Annotated in this window: 16 protein-coding genes, 1 tRNA gene and 2 pseudogenes; 11 read left to right on the top strand and 8 right to left on the bottom strand. The window is 66.5% G+C overall.

What is annotated here, in order from left to right; all coding sequences use genetic code 11:
- Window position 1 precedes the first annotated feature (1 nt).
- The 4 genes from QM732_RS25990 to QM732_RS25975 are packed head-to-tail and all read left to right on the top strand — an operon-like array spanning window position 2 to window position 1,929.
- Entirely contained in the window at window positions 2-349 is a 348-nt protein-coding gene (locus tag QM732_RS25990; protein ID WP_415658975.1) for an antibiotic biosynthesis monooxygenase family protein, read from the top strand.
- Entirely contained in the window at window positions 346-723 is a 378-nt protein-coding gene (locus QM732_RS25985; protein ID WP_415658974.1) for a hypothetical protein, read from the top strand. The genes QM732_RS25990 and QM732_RS25985 overlap by 4 nt, the downstream gene beginning before the upstream one ends.
- Before the next feature lie 37 nt (window positions 724-760).
- A complete protein-coding gene (locus QM732_RS25980) occupies window positions 761-1,693 on the top strand; it encodes a branched-chain amino acid transaminase (RefSeq protein ID WP_415658973.1) in 933 nt (310 codons plus the stop codon).
- Window positions 1,694-1,713: 20 nt separating this feature from the next.
- Entirely contained in the window at window positions 1,714-1,929 is a 216-nt protein-coding gene (locus QM732_RS25975) for a zinc-finger domain-containing protein (RefSeq protein ID WP_415658972.1), read from the top strand.
- 3 nt (window positions 1,930-1,932) lie between these two features.
- Here QM732_RS25975 and QM732_RS25970 read toward each other — a convergent pair whose 3' ends face one another.
- Window positions 1,933-3,885: a hypothetical protein gene (locus tag QM732_RS25970; protein WP_415658971.1), complete on the bottom strand. Its 1,953-nt coding sequence runs from the start codon at window positions 3,883-3,885 to the stop codon at window positions 1,933-1,935.
- 51 nt (window positions 3,886-3,936) lie between these two features.
- On the opposite strand from QM732_RS25970, the gene QM732_RS25965 reads away from it, so the two are divergent.
- The 3 genes from QM732_RS25965 to QM732_RS25955 are packed head-to-tail and all read left to right on the top strand — an operon-like array spanning window position 3,937 to window position 5,897.
- Window positions 3,937-4,392 carry a YybH family protein gene (locus QM732_RS25965; protein WP_415658970.1) on the top strand — a complete coding sequence of 152 codons (456 nt, stop codon included), beginning with the start codon at window positions 3,937-3,939 and terminating at the stop codon, window positions 4,390-4,392.
- An 11-nt stretch (window positions 4,393-4,403) separates the two neighbouring features.
- The gene (locus QM732_RS25960; RefSeq protein WP_415658969.1) at window positions 4,404-5,369 is read left to right on the top strand and encodes a YheT family hydrolase; all 966 of its coding nucleotides are present in this window, start codon (window positions 4,404-4,406) and stop codon (window positions 5,367-5,369) included.
- 12 nt (window positions 5,370-5,381) lie between these two features.
- Complete coding sequence (locus QM732_RS25955; protein WP_415658968.1) at window positions 5,382-5,897, top strand: DUF2946 family protein; 516 nt, start codon at window positions 5,382-5,384, stop codon at window positions 5,895-5,897.
- A 73-nt stretch (window positions 5,898-5,970) separates the two neighbouring features.
- Here QM732_RS25955 and QM732_RS25950 read toward each other — a convergent pair whose 3' ends face one another.
- The gene (locus QM732_RS25950) at window positions 5,971-6,510 is read right to left on the bottom strand and encodes a c-type cytochrome (protein ID WP_415658967.1); all 540 of its coding nucleotides are present in this window, start codon (window positions 6,508-6,510) and stop codon (window positions 5,971-5,973) included.
- A gap of 128 nt (window positions 6,511-6,638) precedes the next feature.
- Here QM732_RS25950 and QM732_RS25945 point away from each other — a divergent pair.
- A tRNA-Arg gene (locus tag QM732_RS25945) sits at window positions 6,639-6,714 on the top strand.
- 442 nt (window positions 6,715-7,156) lie between these two features.
- Here QM732_RS25945 and QM732_RS25940 read toward each other — a convergent pair.
- Complete coding sequence (locus QM732_RS25940; RefSeq protein WP_415658966.1) at window positions 7,157-7,900, bottom strand: DUF1353 domain-containing protein; 744 nt, start codon at window positions 7,898-7,900, stop codon at window positions 7,157-7,159.
- A 221-nt stretch (window positions 7,901-8,121) separates the two neighbouring features.
- Between QM732_RS25940 and QM732_RS25935 the strand changes: the two genes are divergently transcribed.
- Both QM732_RS25935 and QM732_RS25930 read left to right on the top strand, forming a co-directional pair.
- Entirely contained in the window at window positions 8,122-8,472 is a 351-nt protein-coding gene (locus QM732_RS25935; RefSeq protein WP_415658965.1) for a 7-cyano-7-deazaguanine synthase, read from the top strand.
- 197 nt (window positions 8,473-8,669) lie between these two features.
- On the top strand, window positions 8,670-9,620 hold the full coding sequence (locus QM732_RS25930; RefSeq protein WP_415658964.1) for an Abi family protein: 951 nt from the start codon (window positions 8,670-8,672) through the stop codon (window positions 9,618-9,620).
- On the opposite strand, the pseudogene QM732_RS25925 reads toward QM732_RS25930, so the two are convergent.
- The 5 genes and pseudogenes from QM732_RS25925 to QM732_RS25905 form a co-directional block, all read right to left on the bottom strand.
- A pseudogene (locus tag QM732_RS25925) lies at window positions 9,602-10,564 on the bottom strand (transposase); the annotation flags it as partial. The gene QM732_RS25930 and the pseudogene QM732_RS25925 overlap by 19 nt on opposite strands.
- Before the next feature lie 69 nt (window positions 10,565-10,633).
- Window positions 10,634-11,422, bottom strand: coding sequence for an IS21-like element helper ATPase IstB (gene istB, locus QM732_RS25920; protein ID WP_415654705.1), 789 nt, complete (start codon window positions 11,420-11,422; stop codon window positions 10,634-10,636).
- Window positions 11,419-12,912 (bottom strand): IS21 family transposase, encoded by a 1,494-nt coding sequence (gene istA, locus QM732_RS25915; protein ID WP_415658963.1) that lies wholly within the window; start codon window positions 12,910-12,912, stop codon window positions 11,419-11,421. The genes istB and istA overlap by 4 nt, the downstream gene beginning before the upstream one ends.
- Window positions 12,913-13,035: 123 nt before the next feature.
- Window positions 13,036-13,652 (bottom strand): annotated as a pseudogene (locus QM732_RS25910) (transposase); the annotation flags it as partial.
- 515 nt (window positions 13,653-14,167) lie between these two features.
- Complete coding sequence (locus QM732_RS25905; RefSeq protein WP_415658962.1) at window positions 14,168-14,458, bottom strand: helix-turn-helix domain-containing protein; 291 nt, start codon at window positions 14,456-14,458, stop codon at window positions 14,168-14,170.
- A 142-nt stretch (window positions 14,459-14,600) separates the two neighbouring features.
- Between QM732_RS25905 and QM732_RS25900 the strand changes: the two genes are divergently transcribed.
- On the top strand, window positions 14,601-14,915 hold the full coding sequence (locus tag QM732_RS25900) for a hypothetical protein (RefSeq protein ID WP_415658961.1): 315 nt from the start codon (window positions 14,601-14,603) through the stop codon (window positions 14,913-14,915).
- Window positions 14,916-14,991: the final 76 nt, after the last annotated feature.

The raw sequence follows: 14,991 nt of genomic DNA, 5'->3' as shown, positions 1-14,991 counted from the left end.
CATGAGCGCCCTGCCCCAGCCCCCTTACTACGCAGTCATCTTTACCAGCCAGCGCACGCAAGTCGAAGACGGCTATGGCGACATGGCCGAGCGCATGGTGGCCCTCGCGGCCGAGCAGCCCGGCTACCTGGGCGTCGAAAGCACGCGCGGCGGGGATGGTCTGGGCATCACGGTCTCCTACTGGCGCAGCGCCGAGGACATTGCGGCCTGGCGCCGCCACGCCGAGCATCGCATCGCCCGCGACACAGGCCGCAGCGACTGGTATGCGCACTACACGCTGCGCGTCGCCAAGGTCGAGCGGGCCTATGCCTGGACACGTGCGGACGGCACCCAGGATCCACAGGCATGAACCCGTGGATCGGCGCAGGGCTGGCGCTCGCAGCTTTGATCGTGGGTGGCGCGCTGCTGGGCTGGCAGGGCGTCATCTTCGGGATGACCGGCGTGGTCTTCTGGTTGCTGCTGCAGATGTCGCGGCTGATGCGCGTCATGAAGATGGCGGGGGCGGCGCCCATGGGATCGGTGGGCAATGCCGTGATGTTTTCAGCCAAGCTCCATGTCGGCATGAAGCTCGTGGACCTGATCGGCCTGGCCGGCAGCCTGGGGATCAAGCAGGCGCCCGAGACCTTTGTCTGGCGCGATGCCGGTGGCGACGCGGTCGAGGCGGTGCTGAGGAAAGGCAAGCTCGCCGAGTGGCGGCTGATCAGGGCCGGGCAGGCTTCGTAAAATCACCCTCTTTCCTTTTCAGCCCCTGGAGTACCCGATGGTTCCCGCTCCCCTGCACGACCGCGACGGCAAGATCTGGATGGACGGCGAGCTCGTCGACTGGCGCGACGCCAAGATCCACGTGCTGACCCACACGCTGCACTACGGCTGCGGCGCCTTCGAGGGCGTGCGCGCCTACGACACGGTCAACGGCACGGCCATCTTCCGCCTGCATGAGCACACCCAGCGCCTTCTGAACAGCGGCAAGATCCTGCGCATGAAGGTACCGTTCTCGGCCGAGCAGATCAACGAGGCCCAACGTGCCGTCGTCAAGGCCAACGGCCTGAAGAGCGCCTACATCCGGCCGCTGATCTGGATCGGCTCCGAGAAGCTGGGCGTCAGCCCCAAGGGCAACCAGGTGCACCTGATGGTGGCCGCCTGGAGCTGGGGCGCCTACCTGGGCGAGGACGGCATGAAACGCGGCATCCGGGTGAAGACCAGCTCCTACACCCGCCACCATGTCAACATCACGATGACTCAGGCCAAGACGGTGTCCAACTACACCAACTCCATCCTGGCCAACATGGAAGCGACGGAAGACGGCTACGACGAAGCACTGCTGCTGGACGCGGCCGGTTTCGTTTCAGAGGGTGCGGGTGAGAACCTGTTCGTCATCAAGGGCGGCGTGGTCTACACACCCGACCTGTCCGCCGGCGCGCTGAACGGCATCACCCGCAACACGATCTTCGCGATCTGCCAGGACCTGGGCCTGAAGCTGGTCGAGAAGCGCATCACCCGCGACGAGGTCTACATCTGCGACGAGGCCTTCTTCACCGGCACCGCTGCCGAAGTGACGCCCATCCGCGAACTGGACCGCATCGAGATCGGCAGCGGCTCGCGCGGCCCCATCACCGAGAAGATCCAGTCGGCGTTCTTCGACATCGTCAATGGCCGCAACCCCAAGTACGCCGAGTGGCTGACCGCCGTCTGAGGCTTCAACAAAACAACACCATGAGCACCATCCAAGCCCCCGCCGCCGTCGTCGAAGTGACCGCCAAGGACTGCAATGACAACGGCACCGTCTTCTGCCCCAATCCCAAGATGGCGTTGTGGAGCAACCATCCCAAGGTCTTCATCGACCTGACGCACGGCGGCCAGGGCCAGTGCCCCTACTGCGGCACGGCCTACAAGCTCAAGGCCGGCGAGGTCCTCTCCAGCGGTCACTAAGGCTCAGCGAGCCAGTGCAGCAGCCCTCTGGCTGCTGCGGCGCTGGGCGTCCAGATCGGCCTCAAGCACACGCTCGGCGGCCGACAACGACCGTACAAGCCCCCGTGCCAGCGCGCCCTGGTCGAGGTTTTGCCCCCAGGTCAGGCCGGCGCGAAGCGGCAGCGGCGCGGCCAGGCCATCGACGAAGCCGGCGGGCAGCCACGGCATGGTCTGGGCCAGCACCAGCGCCACCCGCGGCTTGATGGCCGCGTCGCCAACGCGGCCGCGCTGCCCCCATGCAACGGCGAGATCCGCACTGGCCCCGCTGAGTAGCTGCGGCGTCACCGCGACGTCGCGCAGCACGCCGTGGCGCAGCTGCATCAGCGCCTCCTCGGCCAGCATGGCCGCATCCTCCCGCGGCACGCTCTGGCCGACAGGCCAGGAATAGCTGTAGCCGTCAGTAACGCGGTCCGCGGCAAAGAAACCGGCGACGTCAGCCGGCTGGTAGCCGCGCTGTGCGGCCGTGGACGCCGCGCCGAAGAACTGCACACGCCCCAGGTCGACCATCTGCTGCGAACGGAACGGCAGCTGCGCGCGCAGCCGGTCGGACGCTGTGTCGGGTGGCATGGCCTCGTAGACGCGCAAGCCGGCGTTGAGCAGCAAGTGCAGGCGCGGCGGCACGAAATCGTTGGCGTGGGTCAGCTCGTGGTACAGCAGGCGGCCCAGTGTCGGGATCAGCGAGGCACCGTCGCGCGGCGCGCGCGCCAGAACCTCGCTGCGCCCGCCGGCCGACTGGTTGCCCTGCACGTAGCGCCACAGCATCCGGTAGGCGAGGTCACTGCCGTAGTCGCTGCGCGGATCGGGCACCTCGCTGACGCTGTCACGCTCGGCAGCCGTCTGCCACAGATAGTCGGCGTCAAGGTAGATGGCGCCGGTAGCGCTCCAGTAGAAGGCCGGCCGCACACGCCCGCCGATGACGATGGCCGTCGTGGCGTTGAGCAGTCGGCGGAAGTCGCCGTTCACGTCCTGCTCGCGCAAGAAGGCCTCGAAGCGCTGGCCCATCCAGTCATTGGAGACCAGCACGCGCGCCATCACCTGCTCCACGGTCGGCAGCTCGCCTCGTGTCTGAGTACCCAGCAGGGACAGCCGGCCCAGGGTGCAGAGCGTGGCATTGCTCAGCGCCGGCGTGTAGATGCAGTCGCGCAGCGCTGCCGCGTGGAGGCTGTCGGCCACGTAGGGATAGACGCGCGAGGACGGGTTGCCGGCGTCGAACAACGGAGCCGGCGCTGCTGCGGGTGCGGCCTGCACGAGCAGGCTGAACTCCTGACTGACGATGCGCCCGTCGGCGAGCGTGGCCTCGGCGCGCAGGCGCAGCAGGGTGTCCTGGCTGACGATGGGTGCCGTGAAGATCGCGCGCCATTGGCCGGCATCTCCAAGCACCACGTCGGGGCCGTCGACGCGGCGCCAGCGCACCTGCGCGAGCGGATAGTCGGCCATGGCCAATCCGTCCACCCAGGCGCGCAGCGAGGTCTGCCCGCCAGACCACACCGAGGGCTCGCCGCGGATCACCATCGCCGTCGCGTCGGGCGCGGTGGCGCCGAGTTCAGCCTGGCCGCTGTAGCTCGCCCCCGTGGCGTCGGTGAAGTCCACGCTGAAGGCATAGCGCCCCGGCGTGGCCGGCGCGACGCTGAGCGCCTGCGAGCGCGCCGAGCCGAGCGTCAGCGCGGCGCCGTCGATCTGGCGCCATTGCACGGCATCCAGTCGCGCCCCCGGGCAGGCAAGCAAGGCCAGTTCCTGGTTGCGCCCAGCGCCGGCCGCGGCAGGCAAGGCCAGGCGCGCAACGGAACCGCTCAGGCACTGCAAGCCAAGCGGCGGCACGGTGACCGGGCCCGGCGCAGGCGCGGCGCCCCCGCCCCCGCCGCAGGCGGCCATCAACAGGCAAAGGCACAGCGGTGCCAGGATTTTCAGCAAGGCCATCGGCGGCGGATTTTGCGGCAGCCCAGGCGGGCGACTTCCTACAATCCGGCCATGCCCCGCTCAACCGCCCAGACCGCCGCCCTGCTGGCCTCGCCCGACGACACCGAGGCCCAGTTCTACGAGGCGCTGCAGCACGCCGACCTGGACCACCTGATGGCCCTCTGGGCGGATGACGAGGAGATCGCCTGCGTGCACCCGGGCGGACCGCGCATCGTCGGCCTTGTCGCCATCCGCGCCGCTTTCGAGGCTGTGTTCCAGCGCGGCGCGGTCCACGTCCATCCCGAGCGCGTACGGCGCCTGCACAGCGGCGACTGCGCCATCCACCACGTGCTTGAGCGCGTGCAACTGCATGCCGAGGACAAGGCCTCCGCGCCAACAGCCTGGGTCATCGCGACCAATGTCTACCTGAAGACGGCACTCGGCTGGCGCCTAGTGCTGCACCATGCCAGCCCCGGCAGCGCGGGCGACGTCCAGGAGCTCGTCGCGGACGCCGGCACGCTGCATTAGGAGTCAGGCGCATGCAGTACCGCGCCCCCCACTGGCTGCCCGGTGGTCACGCCCAGACCATCTGGCCTGCCCTCTTCAGCCGCCAGCATGACGGCCTCGCCCCGAGCTGGACCCGGGAGCGCTGGGACACCCCGGACGGCGACTTCATCGACGTCGACTTCCTGGCCGGCGCGCCTGCGGATGCGCCGCTGTTCGTGCTCTTCCACGGCCTCGAGGGTGACCGCACCAGCCACTCCAGCGTCGCTTTCGCCAATGCAGCCCGAGCACGCGGCTGGGCAATGGCCTTGCCGAATTTCCGCGGTTGCTCGGGCGAGCTCAACCGAGGGCCGCGCGCCTATCACTCGGGCGACTACGAGGAGGTGGGCTGGATCCTGCAGCGCCTGCGCGAGCGTCACGGCCGCCCGCTGATGGTCGCGGGCGTGTCCCTGGGCGGCAATGCACTACTGCGCTGGGCCGAGGAGGCCGGCAGCAGCGCCGCGCGTGTCGCGCAGGCTGTCTGCTCCGTCTGCTCGCCCATCGACCTCGCCGCGGCCGGTGCGGCCATCGATCGCGGCTTCAACAAGCAGGTCTACGGGCGCCGCTTCCTGCGCACCATGATCCCCAAGGCGCTGCGCAAGCTGCAGCAGCACCCGGGCCTGTTCGACGGCGAGCGCCTGAAGCGCGCGTCGACCCTGTACGAGTTCGACAACCTCTTCACCGCACCACTGCACGGCTTCAGGAACACCGAGGACTACTGGACTCGCGCCGCCGCCAAACCCCACCTGCACCGCATCCGCATACCGGCCCTGGTGCTGAACGCCCTCAATGACCCCTTCGTGCCGGGGCGCAGCCTGCCGCACGCCGCGGAAGTAGGCAGCCACGTGACACTCTGGCAGCCAGGCCATGGCGGCCACGTCGGCTTCCCCGCGGGACGTCTGCCGGGCCACCTGCAGACCATGCCCGCGCAGGTCTGCGACTGGCTCTGGAAGCAACGCTGATGGACCCCATCGATGGATGAGATCGTTCAGGCCGCGCTGAAGAAATGGCCCAACGTGCCGCATTGCTACGGCTGGCTGGCGCTGGACGCGCGGGGCGACTGGTACATGCGCGACGAGCGCATCCAGCACGCGGGCCCATTCCCCCAGGTCAAGGGCAGCCGCATCGAGCATGACAAGCTGCGCGCCTTCATCGAGCGCAATTACGCGGCCGACGCGGCCGGTTGCTGGTACTTCCAGAACGGCCCGCAGCGCGTCTATGTGGAGCTGGAAGCCACGCCCTGGATCTGGCGCCTACAGCCGGACGGCCGTGTGCTGAGCCACACCGGCGTTCAGGCCACCGTGCAGTCGAGCTGCCTGGACGAGGAGGGCCGCCTGTACCTGCTCACGGACCTCGGACCGGGCCTGGTGCACACGGCCGACATGAGCCTGGCGGCCGACGCCGTCGAACAAGGCTTGTGGTCGCCTCAGGAGGCGCGCTCCAGCGAGCTGCCGGTGCGCTTCGCCTTCGTGCGCCGCCCCCTGCCCTGACTCGGCCAGCACGCGCGGGCCAGACGCGACAAGGGCTGCCGAAGCAGCCCTTGCATCAATCAAACCACGCGGCTCACTGCGCGGCCGAAGCGGCCGGGGCCGGCATCTTGGGCTCGTCGAACTTGGCGCCGCCGTTGTTGGCCATGTAAACCACGGCACGGCCAATTTCGAAGTCACTGAAATCGCCGCCGCCCTGCGGACCCATGTTGCCTTTGCCTGCCAGCGCGGAATGCACCAGGGCATCGAAGCCGCTCTTGATGCGCGGGCCCCAGGCCGCGGCATCGCCCAGCTTGGGCGCGCCGGCGGCACCGGTGGCGTGGCAGGCCGCGCACTGGGCCTGGAAGACCTGCTCACCAGTCTTCATCGCGCCAGCATCACTGGCGTCCTTGACCTCGACATGGCCCACCGGCGCAATGCGCGCGGCGACAGCCTGGGCGTCGAAAGCACCTGTGCCGGCGGCCGGCTTGTGCTCGGTGGTGACGTAGTTGGCCAGCATGATGATGACGATCACCGGTACCACGAAGGCGAACAGCACGGCCCAGGCGAGTTGCTTGGGAGTCTTGATCGGGCCGGTGTGGGCGTCGTCGTGGGCGTGATCGTGGCTGGCGCTCATGGATTCCTCTTGTTGGTCCTTGTCGTCACTTCGGTGCCCGCCTGGCGGGACACAAAACCTATGAATTATAGGCAGCCCCCATGGGCGTCCCGTCTCATGGGAACCCCGCTGCTAGAATGGACGGCTTCGCGCCCGTAGCTCAATGGATAGAGTACTGCCCTCCGAAGGCAGGGGTTGTTGGTTCGATCCCAACCGGGCGCGCCAGACACAAGCCATGCAAGTCACTGACTTGCATGGCTTTTTCTATTTCGCGGCCCGCGTGCAGACAGTGCAACGGATGCGATGTGGGCCAAAAGTGGGCCAAACGGTTTGCAGGCTCGCGGAGCCTGCCAAGACTGTCGCTGGAACGCATGAGGCATAGCAGCGAGACCAAACGGGATCTACCTACTCGCGCGGCTCATGCCACCGGCCACCCCCACCAGGGAACCAGACATTTCCGCTCGTGCCTTGCAAACGGACAGCGGGGACGAGCGACGCTTCGATCTGCAGCCAGGGCATGCGCCGGCCAAGAACCGCTAGCGGATAGCAGGGGGCTGAAGCTGCCGATCGAGATACCGCAGAGCCTGATCGATCGGCACACCGAACTCGCCAAGAGCCTGCAATCGCGGTTTCCGCGACACACCCTGAGCGAGGGACCGCCCAAGTCCTACTTGCGGCGCAGCGCTTCGGCAGCCTCCTCGACCTGCTTAAGAGACGAATCCGACTTGATGATCGCCTTCAGCTGCTCGATCGTCCTCGGGTCGAGGCTGGCCTGGGGAGGCATGGCGACCTGCACCATGACCGAATCGCCTTCAGGCACAGAGTCGAGCTGCAGGTCCGAGATCGGCGCCGTGTAGACGCTGCTCTCAGTGATGTCTGACGCGTGCTTGACCACGCTGAACACTTGAGCCTCCATCGAGTCCGGACCCAACCTCTTCGCAGAAGCCTTGAACCCTGGTGAGACGCGCGCGGAGCCGACCTTCTTCGTCATCTCCCATCGTGGACCGCCGAGGTAGGCCGCGGCATACATCAGCTTCGCCTTGAAGCCATCCACTCCCGCCACGAGCATGCCGTAATAGAACGCCAGATGAACCGACTCCCACGGACGCTCCTTTCGATCGCAGGCGTAGTCGTGGAACACCGATGCGTATCGGTATGCCCCTCCGTACGGGTCCCCGACAAACGACCAAGCCCATCGCGGAATGGAGGCCCCGTCGATGCGCCATCCCTTGGGTGCGATCCGTATAGCACCAGTGGGATCTTCATAGGAGAAGTCCTTCAGCAAGACCATGTACCGCGTCTCACCAGGCGGCCACACCGTTTCCACGGCGCCGCTGTATTTGCCGTACTGCGCATGCGCCACGCCTACTGCCAGTGCAAGCAACGCCACGGCGATCCATCTGATTTGCATGAGGTCCTCCCAATAGACCTGTGGAGACTAAGCTGGCGTCGCACACACGGACATCCATACTTCAGTTGAGATCGGCCTGTGAGGCCTGCGTGTTCACCTTCGGATGGCTTCCAACCGTGGCGACCTGCTGCGCCCGCAGGTAGAGTCAGCCCGGTCGACAGCGTTGAGCGAAGCTAGCAACAGCCCGCAACGCGTGGCGATAGCCCAATCGCGTGCGAGCAATGAAAGCTGCGCTTCTTCTCTCCGGCGGCATGGACTCCCTCAGCATCGCCTGGTGGAAGCGGCCCGACGTAGCCATCACGGTCGACTACGGGCAACTGCCGGCGCAAGCCGAGAGATCGGCCGTAGCATCCGTCTGTGCCCAGCTCGGCATTGAGCACCATATCGTCGGCATCGACTGCCGCGCGCTCGGTTCCGGCGACATGGCCGGATCGACGCCCAACGAACACCCGCCCGCGTCCGACTGGTGGCCTTACCGCAATCAAATGCTCATCACTTTCGCCGTTATGAGGGCGATCTCGCTGGGCGTCCAGAGGCTGCTGATCGGCACCGTCATGAGTACTTCAGGCTGACGCGCAAGTACGAGCGGTGGGCGGTTTCTCGCCAAGCCTGAAGCTGGACATGAAGAATCAAGGAAAAGTCTGGCCTGATGCCCGTGGCAACTGCTGCAGTTGCATCCAACGCACCCGCCACACGTCCTGGTCGCGAGATCAGGGATCTACCGAAAGGTAGACGTGCAAAAGGCGGGTTTTCTACGTCTGGGCATTGCATGGCCACGTCGACGCCGCTCCGGCCCTTCAGCAAATCGGCCAGCACCCCTGAGCAGTTGCTCCAAAAGCTCAAGAACTGCAGCCTCACCGTCGCCAACGATGCGGAGGCGTTAGCCTACCTGCGTGGCGTTGGCGCCTACAGGCTCAAGGGCTACTGGCACCAGGTTCAGGACCCGGTGACCAAGCGCTTTCCCGCCGGCTACGAGTTCGAGGACATCCGTCAACGCTGCGAACTCGATCGTGAGGTCCGCGCGGCGACCATCGAAGCCGTCGACCGACTCGAGGTGGCCATCCGCTCGGTGATGGCGAACCATCTCAGCTTGACCCATTCGCCGCATTGGTTTCTGGACGCTCGCATCTTCAAGCCGACGGAACAGTGGGGGATCGGCAAGATGGTGCGGAAGGTCGAGGATGAGGTCGGCAGGGCAAAGGGCAAGGCCTTCATCAAGCACTACTTCAGCCAGCACGACGACCCGTACCTGCCGCCCAGTTGGGCGATCAGCGAATGCGTGTCCTTCGGCATGTGGTCCCGCACCTACGCCATCCTGCGCGACCAAAACGACAAGAAGACGATCGCCAAGCGCTTCGGCGTTGATCAGCCGCAGGTGTTCGAGTCCTGGATCCACGCGCTGACCGTTCTACGCAACCTGGCGGCGCACCACGGGCAGCTGCTCAGCGTGCAGTTCGGCGTTGCGCCGGCGGGCTACAAGAAGGCGGGCATCACCTTCCAGCAGCCAAAGTTCTTCTTTGCCATGGCTACGGTCGTTCACTACCTGCTGACCCAGACCGGCCTGCCTCATCGTTGGAAGCCAGCGCTACAGGCCGCGTTTGCGGCCCATCCACGGGTGCCCGTCTCTGAGCTAGGCTTCCCAGCTTCATGGGATACGGCCCGGGGCTGGTACGGCGCGCGTCAATCTAGTTGTCGCCTCGGTTATGCAGCCAATGGCTGACTATCCTTGCTGCGCCGGGTCGCAGCGACGACAGAGTCGCGTTCTGGGTTGAGCGTGACGGCCGCGATGTGCGACCAGTCCCGCGTGCGGCCTGACCAGCGCGCCGGGTTGCGCTTTCGGGCCTTGTGATACACGTCGTGCCGGGCCGCGAGGAGCGCAACGTCCGCGCCGTCGTGGCGCTGCGCCGGGCTCACGTAGCGGATGCCGCTATGACGGTGGTCGTAGTTGTACCAATGCACGAACTCGCGCGCCCATTCGCGCGCGGCGCCGAGGTCGGCGAAGCCCTTGTCCGGGAACTCCGGCCGGTATTTGGCCGTGCGGAACAACGACTCCACGAAGGCGTTGTCATCGCTCACGCGAGGACGGGAGTACGAGGGCTTCACGCCCAGCCACCACAGCATCGCCAGCACCGTGGTGGCCTTGAGCGTGGCGCCGTTGTCGCCGTGCAGGACGGGCCTGTCGTCGCGCGGCAGGGCATGGATGCCCTCCGCCAACGCGGTGCGCTGCACGAGCCGCGCGGCGTGATCGCTGTCGTCCTCCTCATGCACCTCGAAGCCCACGATCTTGCGGCTGTAGACGTCCAGGATCAGGTACAGGAAGAACCAGCGCCCGACGACCTGCGTGGGCAGGAACGTCATATCCCAGCACCACAGCTGTCGCGGCGCGGTGGCGATGTGCGTGGTCGGCGGCCGGCTCTTGCGCGGCGCCTTAGCCCGCCCTCGATGGCGCATCTGGCCCTGGGCGCGCAGCACGCGTGCGAAGGTGGATTCGCTGGCGATGTACACGCCCTCGTCAGCCAGCATCGGCACGATGCGCGCCGGCGGCATGTCGGCGAAGCGCGGCTCGTTGGCCACGCGCAGGACCTCGGCGCGCTCGGCTTCGGTCAGCGCATGCGCGGGCACCGGGCGCATCGCTGCGGGCCTGCCATCGCCCGTTTCGAGGCCCTGGTGCCCGGCGTCAACTATCCTGAGCTGCCAGCGTCAACTATCTTGAGCGGTGCGGATGGGTGTTGATCACGGTGTTGGAGGTGCGCTGCGTTGCCGGCGCGCCGGCAACGCAGCGCGGCGTCGGTAGCTGTCCACGTTCATCTCCAGGATGGTCGAGTGATGCACCAGGCGGTCGACCGCAGCCACCGTCATGGCTTTGTCCGGGAAGACCTCATCCCACGCCGAGAACGGTGCGTTGGCCGTGATGGCCAGGCTCTTGCGCTCGTACCGCTCGGCGATCAGCTCGAACAGCACCGAGGTCTCGGCCTGGTCGCGCCGTGCATAGCTGAGGTCGTCCAAGATGATCAAGTCGAACCGGTCGAGCTTGGACAACTCCGCCGGCAGGCGCAGGTCGCGCCGGGCTGCCTGCAGGCGCTGCACCAGCTCGCTGGTGCGCACGAACAGCACCTTCAGCCCACGGTCGATCAGCGCGTGGCCGATGGCCGCCACGAGATGCGTCTTGCCGGTGCCCGGCGGGCCGAAGGCCAGCAAGTTGTGGCCCTGCGCAATCCAGCTGTCGGCCTCGGCCAGCGCCATCACATGGGCCTTGGAGACGGCCGGCACCGCAGCGAAGTCGAAGTCGGCCAGGCTCTTGCCCGGCGGCAGCTGGCTGTCGACCCGTGCACGGGCCAGGCGCCGCGTCTCGCGCTCGGCCATCTCATGGCCCAGCAGCGTGTGCAGCAGCCGCTCGGCCGGCCAGCCCTCGCGGTTGGACTGCGCGGCCACATCGGCCCACAAGCGCTTGATGGTCGGCAGGCGCAGCTCGGTGAGCATCAGTGGCACCGCTGCCCCCGATGCATTGGTGTCGGCACTCATGCGGCCTCCAGCAGTTCGTCGTAGACCGCCGCTGACGGCAGCACCACGACCACCTGAGGCATCGCAGCCGGTCGTGGCGCGAACCTGTCCCTGAGCACATCGATGTCGGGGAGCTCGGCGCCATCCAGCAAGCGAGCGAGTTCGATGGCCAGCTCTGCCACCACGTTGGCTCGGTCGGCCAGGTCCAGCAGGTCCACCATCAAGCGGCAGGCCGCCCGCTCGGGCAACGCCTGGCTAATGTGCTCCCAGGCCAGGGCGTACTCGCTGCGCGGGAACATCGCATCGCGCAACACCCAACGCGCGAAGGCGCCGGGCTTGCGCTTCAAGTTGGGCAGCATGTGACGCCAGTCAATGCGCTTGGGGTGGCGATCGGCCGTGCTGGCATGCAGCCGCTCGCACTCGAAGACCTTCACTCCGCCCAGCCAGGCGTCCAGATAGGTGCTGTGCAGCCTCACCTTCAACCGTTGACCGGCCAGACGCGAAGGCACGCTGTAGAGCACGCTCTTGGCGCTGAACACGCCGAACTTGCTGACGCGCGCATCCACCTCCTCGAAGTCGGAAGTGCGCCGTGCCGGCAGCGCTTGAAGGCTGGTGCGCTCGGCTTCCCAGGCACGCGCGCAGCGCGCGTTGAGCCGGCGCACGGTCTCCGCCACGAACTGCTCGTAGGCCGGCAGGTCATCAAACTCGCGGCTGCCGCGCAGCAGCAGGGCCTGGTCCAGCCCGCGCTTGAGGCTGCCCTGGCGCGCTTCAATGGAGCCGTTCTCGTGGCTCACGCCGGTGTTGTTGCGCGTGGGTCGCATGCCGTAGTGCTTGCACAAGGCCTGGTAACGCCGCGTCAGTTCTTCGCGCTCGGCCAGGTTGTTGAAGGCCGCCGACAGGCTGTCGGTGCGGTGCTCCAGAGGCACCCCGCCAGCCATCCATAGCGCGTCTTGCAGCCCAGCAGCCAGGCTCTGGAAGCTCTCGCCGCCCAGGACCACCCTCGCATGGCGCCAGCCGCTGTGGGCCAGCGCGAACTGGTACAGCCGGTGCGGGAAGGTGAGTCCGCCCAGGCTGATGTCCAGATCGTCGGCCACGGTGAAGTCCGACAGCCCCAGCCGGCCCGGCGGATGCTCCTGCGCGAAGAACAACTCGCGCTCGCCGCCGTGCTCGGCGCGCCACTGGCTCACGCGCCGCTGCAGCGTGCGCAGCACTCCATCGGCGAACCGCTCGGGGTGGCGGCGCTGCAACTCCTCCAGCACGGTGACGGCCATCAACGACGGTGCGCCTTCCAGCATGGGCACCACCTCACTGGCCCACACCTCGGCCAGCGGGTCGGCGCGGGTGCGCCAGTGTCGCGGTGGGCGTTGTGATGGCAATGTCGTCGCCGATTCCAGCCGCCGCGCGCTGGCCACGCTGATGCCCGTCTTGGCTGCAGCAGCCTCCTGGCTGTGCTTGCCCCTCAGTTCCTTGTACTTGCTCACTTGCAGGTCCGTTATGCGTTTGCCGGGCACCGTGGCTGCCTCCCTCTGGAAGCCAACCACTGTAGGAACCCACCCGCAAAACGCTCCCCGGCGGCCTGCGTCAACCGCTCACGATAGTTGTCGCTGAGCGCTCAAGATAATTGTCCGCCGCCAGCCCTGGTGAGCATTCCAGCGCTGCAGGGTGCGTGCGGTGATACCCACCACCTCGCAGGCCTGGTGAAGCCGGGCTCCGGCTCGGCGCGCGACTTCAATGTTGCGGGCATGTTCTTGGCGATCTTCGAGGCCGATCATTCGTCCTCGCCCTGCGTGTTTCTTTGGAAGATCGCCGCCGTTTTTTTTGAAAGTACCAGCAGCGCTGCTGTCTCCGCCAGGGCCTTGTCTTTGCGGCGCACTTCGCGCTCGAGCTCCTTGATGCGACGCCGATCCTCGCGGGTCTGCGACGGGCTCGCGCGCGCCTCCTCGGGCGCGGCCAGGGCCTGCGTCGCACTGGTGCGCCACTGCAGCAATTGCTGCGGGTACACGCCGTTCTCGCGGCACCAGGCGCTGCGCGTGGCCTCGTCCATGGCCGCGGTCGTGATCACCGCCTCCAGCCGCGCGGCGGCCGTCCACTCGCGCTTTTGCAGCGGCTTGGACAGCGACTGCGCGCGCCAGCGCTCCAGCGTGTCCACACCGATGCCGATCTCACGCGACACCACCTCCGGCGGCGCGCTCTCCGGCGGCAGCATGCGCGCTACCGCCCGATCCTTGAATGCTTGTCCGTATCGAGCCAACTTCTTCTCTCATCGTCACCCCCAATTCTTCGGTTCTATCGGGGCGACAACCATTCTGACGCGGGGGGGCCGAGGTTTGACCGATCGGCGCCAGCAAATCAAGCTGCCTACCGCCCTTTGTGTCGCTGGCCGAACGCATGCCGCCATGTTGATCGCAGCGGCTTGAAACCAAAAGCCTCCGCGCTCGAAGCCTTGGTCGTCCCAGACTGCGCCAAGCCGCCCCACCGAATTCAAAGAAGGCTCAACCGCCCTTCATGCCGCTCACCATTCGTATCAACTTGGAGACGACCGAATGAATGGCGTAGTCAGCTCCAGCCGCCCAGCATTTAGCGCGCTGCGTCAGATCATGCATCCGCGCCACGTAGCGATCGACATCACCGATGCCGCCCCCCCCCGATAGCAACGCTCCGACCGCGTCACGCGAATAGCTTCTACCGATGGCGCGGCGTCGATCAGTCTCGAGCGCTGGCTACAGATCGATGATGAGCTTTAGGTTTACGAGTTTCCTGTGGCTTTTAGCCTTCGGCGTAATGGTGTTCGAACTCTTGCATCAGTCCAGACAAGCTGCAGTTCAAGGCGGCGGCAATCCTGACGACACCGACAAAATTGGGCGTCGTTCGACCGGTCTCAATCATCGAAATGTTGGAGCGCCCGACGTTGGCCGCTAGAGCCAGCGCCTCCTGTGACATCCCGACGGCGACCCTCAGCGAGGCAATGGCCTTCCCAAGCGCCGTGGCGACTTTTGGATCGGTCGACTGCGATCCTGACGGCCGGCCGCGCCGGACTGCCTTCTTTCTAACTGCCATGCCAGTAGCGTCGGTCGATGATATTTTTAAAACAACATTTAATTAAATACAAAAGCGACTACCATCGATCTATGCAACCCCAGGTAGGCCCCCATGCCAAGCGGCCATGTACAGCGGTGTGCGCTTCTCGCAGGAGCAAGACATGGCAGACATTTCTACGTCGCAACCGGAAGCTTCGCAGCCCGACTCCGGCCCTGGTGAGGACGATCACAGCGTCGCAACCGCTGATCCGCACGCCGCTTGGACGCTGCTAGACGAAGCGTCAGAGGACCTGGTGCGCGCCGAAGCCATCGTCGATCTTCTCGGGTTGGAGATGCAGGCCTCAAGGCATCAGCTATACGCGGCTCAGATTGCCGGGGAGTTTCTGCGAGCGGCAAGTGGGCGGGTATCGGAAGCTCGCGATCTCGTCCGCGGTATCGACTTGGCGAGCAGGAATCAGCAGGCGACCAACAAGTGACGCGGCTGCAAGCGCTTCGGGCGCATGGATTCTGGCTGGTGCGCTTGGCACTCAAGACCTGTCCGCGAAGGCGCGC

Origin of the sequence: Roseateles sp. (assembly GCF_047654805.1) — a bacterium.
Lineage (GTDB): Bacteria > Pseudomonadota > Gammaproteobacteria > Burkholderiales > Burkholderiaceae_C > Pelomonas.
The sequence above is the reverse complement of the archived record's forward strand: the minus strand, read 5'-3'. Positions and strand labels throughout refer to the sequence as shown.

Coding starts and splice junctions, on each gene's coding strand:
- QM732_RS25975 (WP_415658972.1), top strand. CDS start 1,714: ATGAGCACCATCCAAGCCCCCGCCGCCGTCGTCGAAGTGACCGCCAAG.
- QM732_RS25950 (WP_415658967.1), bottom strand. CDS start 6,510: ATGAGCGCCAGCCACGATCACGCCCACGACGACGCCCACACCGGCCCG.
- QM732_RS25980 (WP_415658973.1), top strand. CDS start 761: ATGGTTCCCGCTCCCCTGCACGACCGCGACGGCAAGATCTGGATGGAC.
- istB (WP_415654705.1), bottom strand. CDS start 11,422: ATGAGTGCCGACACCAATGCATCGGGGGCAGCGGTGCCACTGATGCTC.
- QM732_RS25935 (WP_415658965.1), top strand. CDS start 8,122: ATGAAAGCTGCGCTTCTTCTCTCCGGCGGCATGGACTCCCTCAGCATC.
- QM732_RS25900 (WP_415658961.1), top strand. CDS start 14,601: ATGGCAGACATTTCTACGTCGCAACCGGAAGCTTCGCAGCCCGACTCC.
- QM732_RS25965 (WP_415658970.1), top strand. CDS start 3,937: ATGCCCCGCTCAACCGCCCAGACCGCCGCCCTGCTGGCCTCGCCCGAC.
- QM732_RS25990 (WP_415658975.1), top strand. CDS start 2: ATGAGCGCCCTGCCCCAGCCCCCTTACTACGCAGTCATCTTTACCAGC.
- QM732_RS25905 (WP_415658962.1), bottom strand. CDS start 14,458: ATGGCAGTTAGAAAGAAGGCAGTCCGGCGCGGCCGGCCGTCAGGATCG.
- QM732_RS25970 (WP_415658971.1), bottom strand. CDS start 3,885: ATGGCCTTGCTGAAAATCCTGGCACCGCTGTGCCTTTGCCTGTTGATG.
- QM732_RS25960 (WP_415658969.1), top strand. CDS start 4,404: ATGCAGTACCGCGCCCCCCACTGGCTGCCCGGTGGTCACGCCCAGACC.
- QM732_RS25930 (WP_415658964.1), top strand. CDS start 8,670: ATGGCCACGTCGACGCCGCTCCGGCCCTTCAGCAAATCGGCCAGCACC.
- QM732_RS25985 (WP_415658974.1), top strand. CDS start 346: ATGAACCCGTGGATCGGCGCAGGGCTGGCGCTCGCAGCTTTGATCGTG.
- QM732_RS25940 (WP_415658966.1), bottom strand. CDS start 7,900: ATGCAAATCAGATGGATCGCCGTGGCGTTGCTTGCACTGGCAGTAGGC.
- QM732_RS25955 (WP_415658968.1), top strand. CDS start 5,382: ATGGATGAGATCGTTCAGGCCGCGCTGAAGAAATGGCCCAACGTGCCG.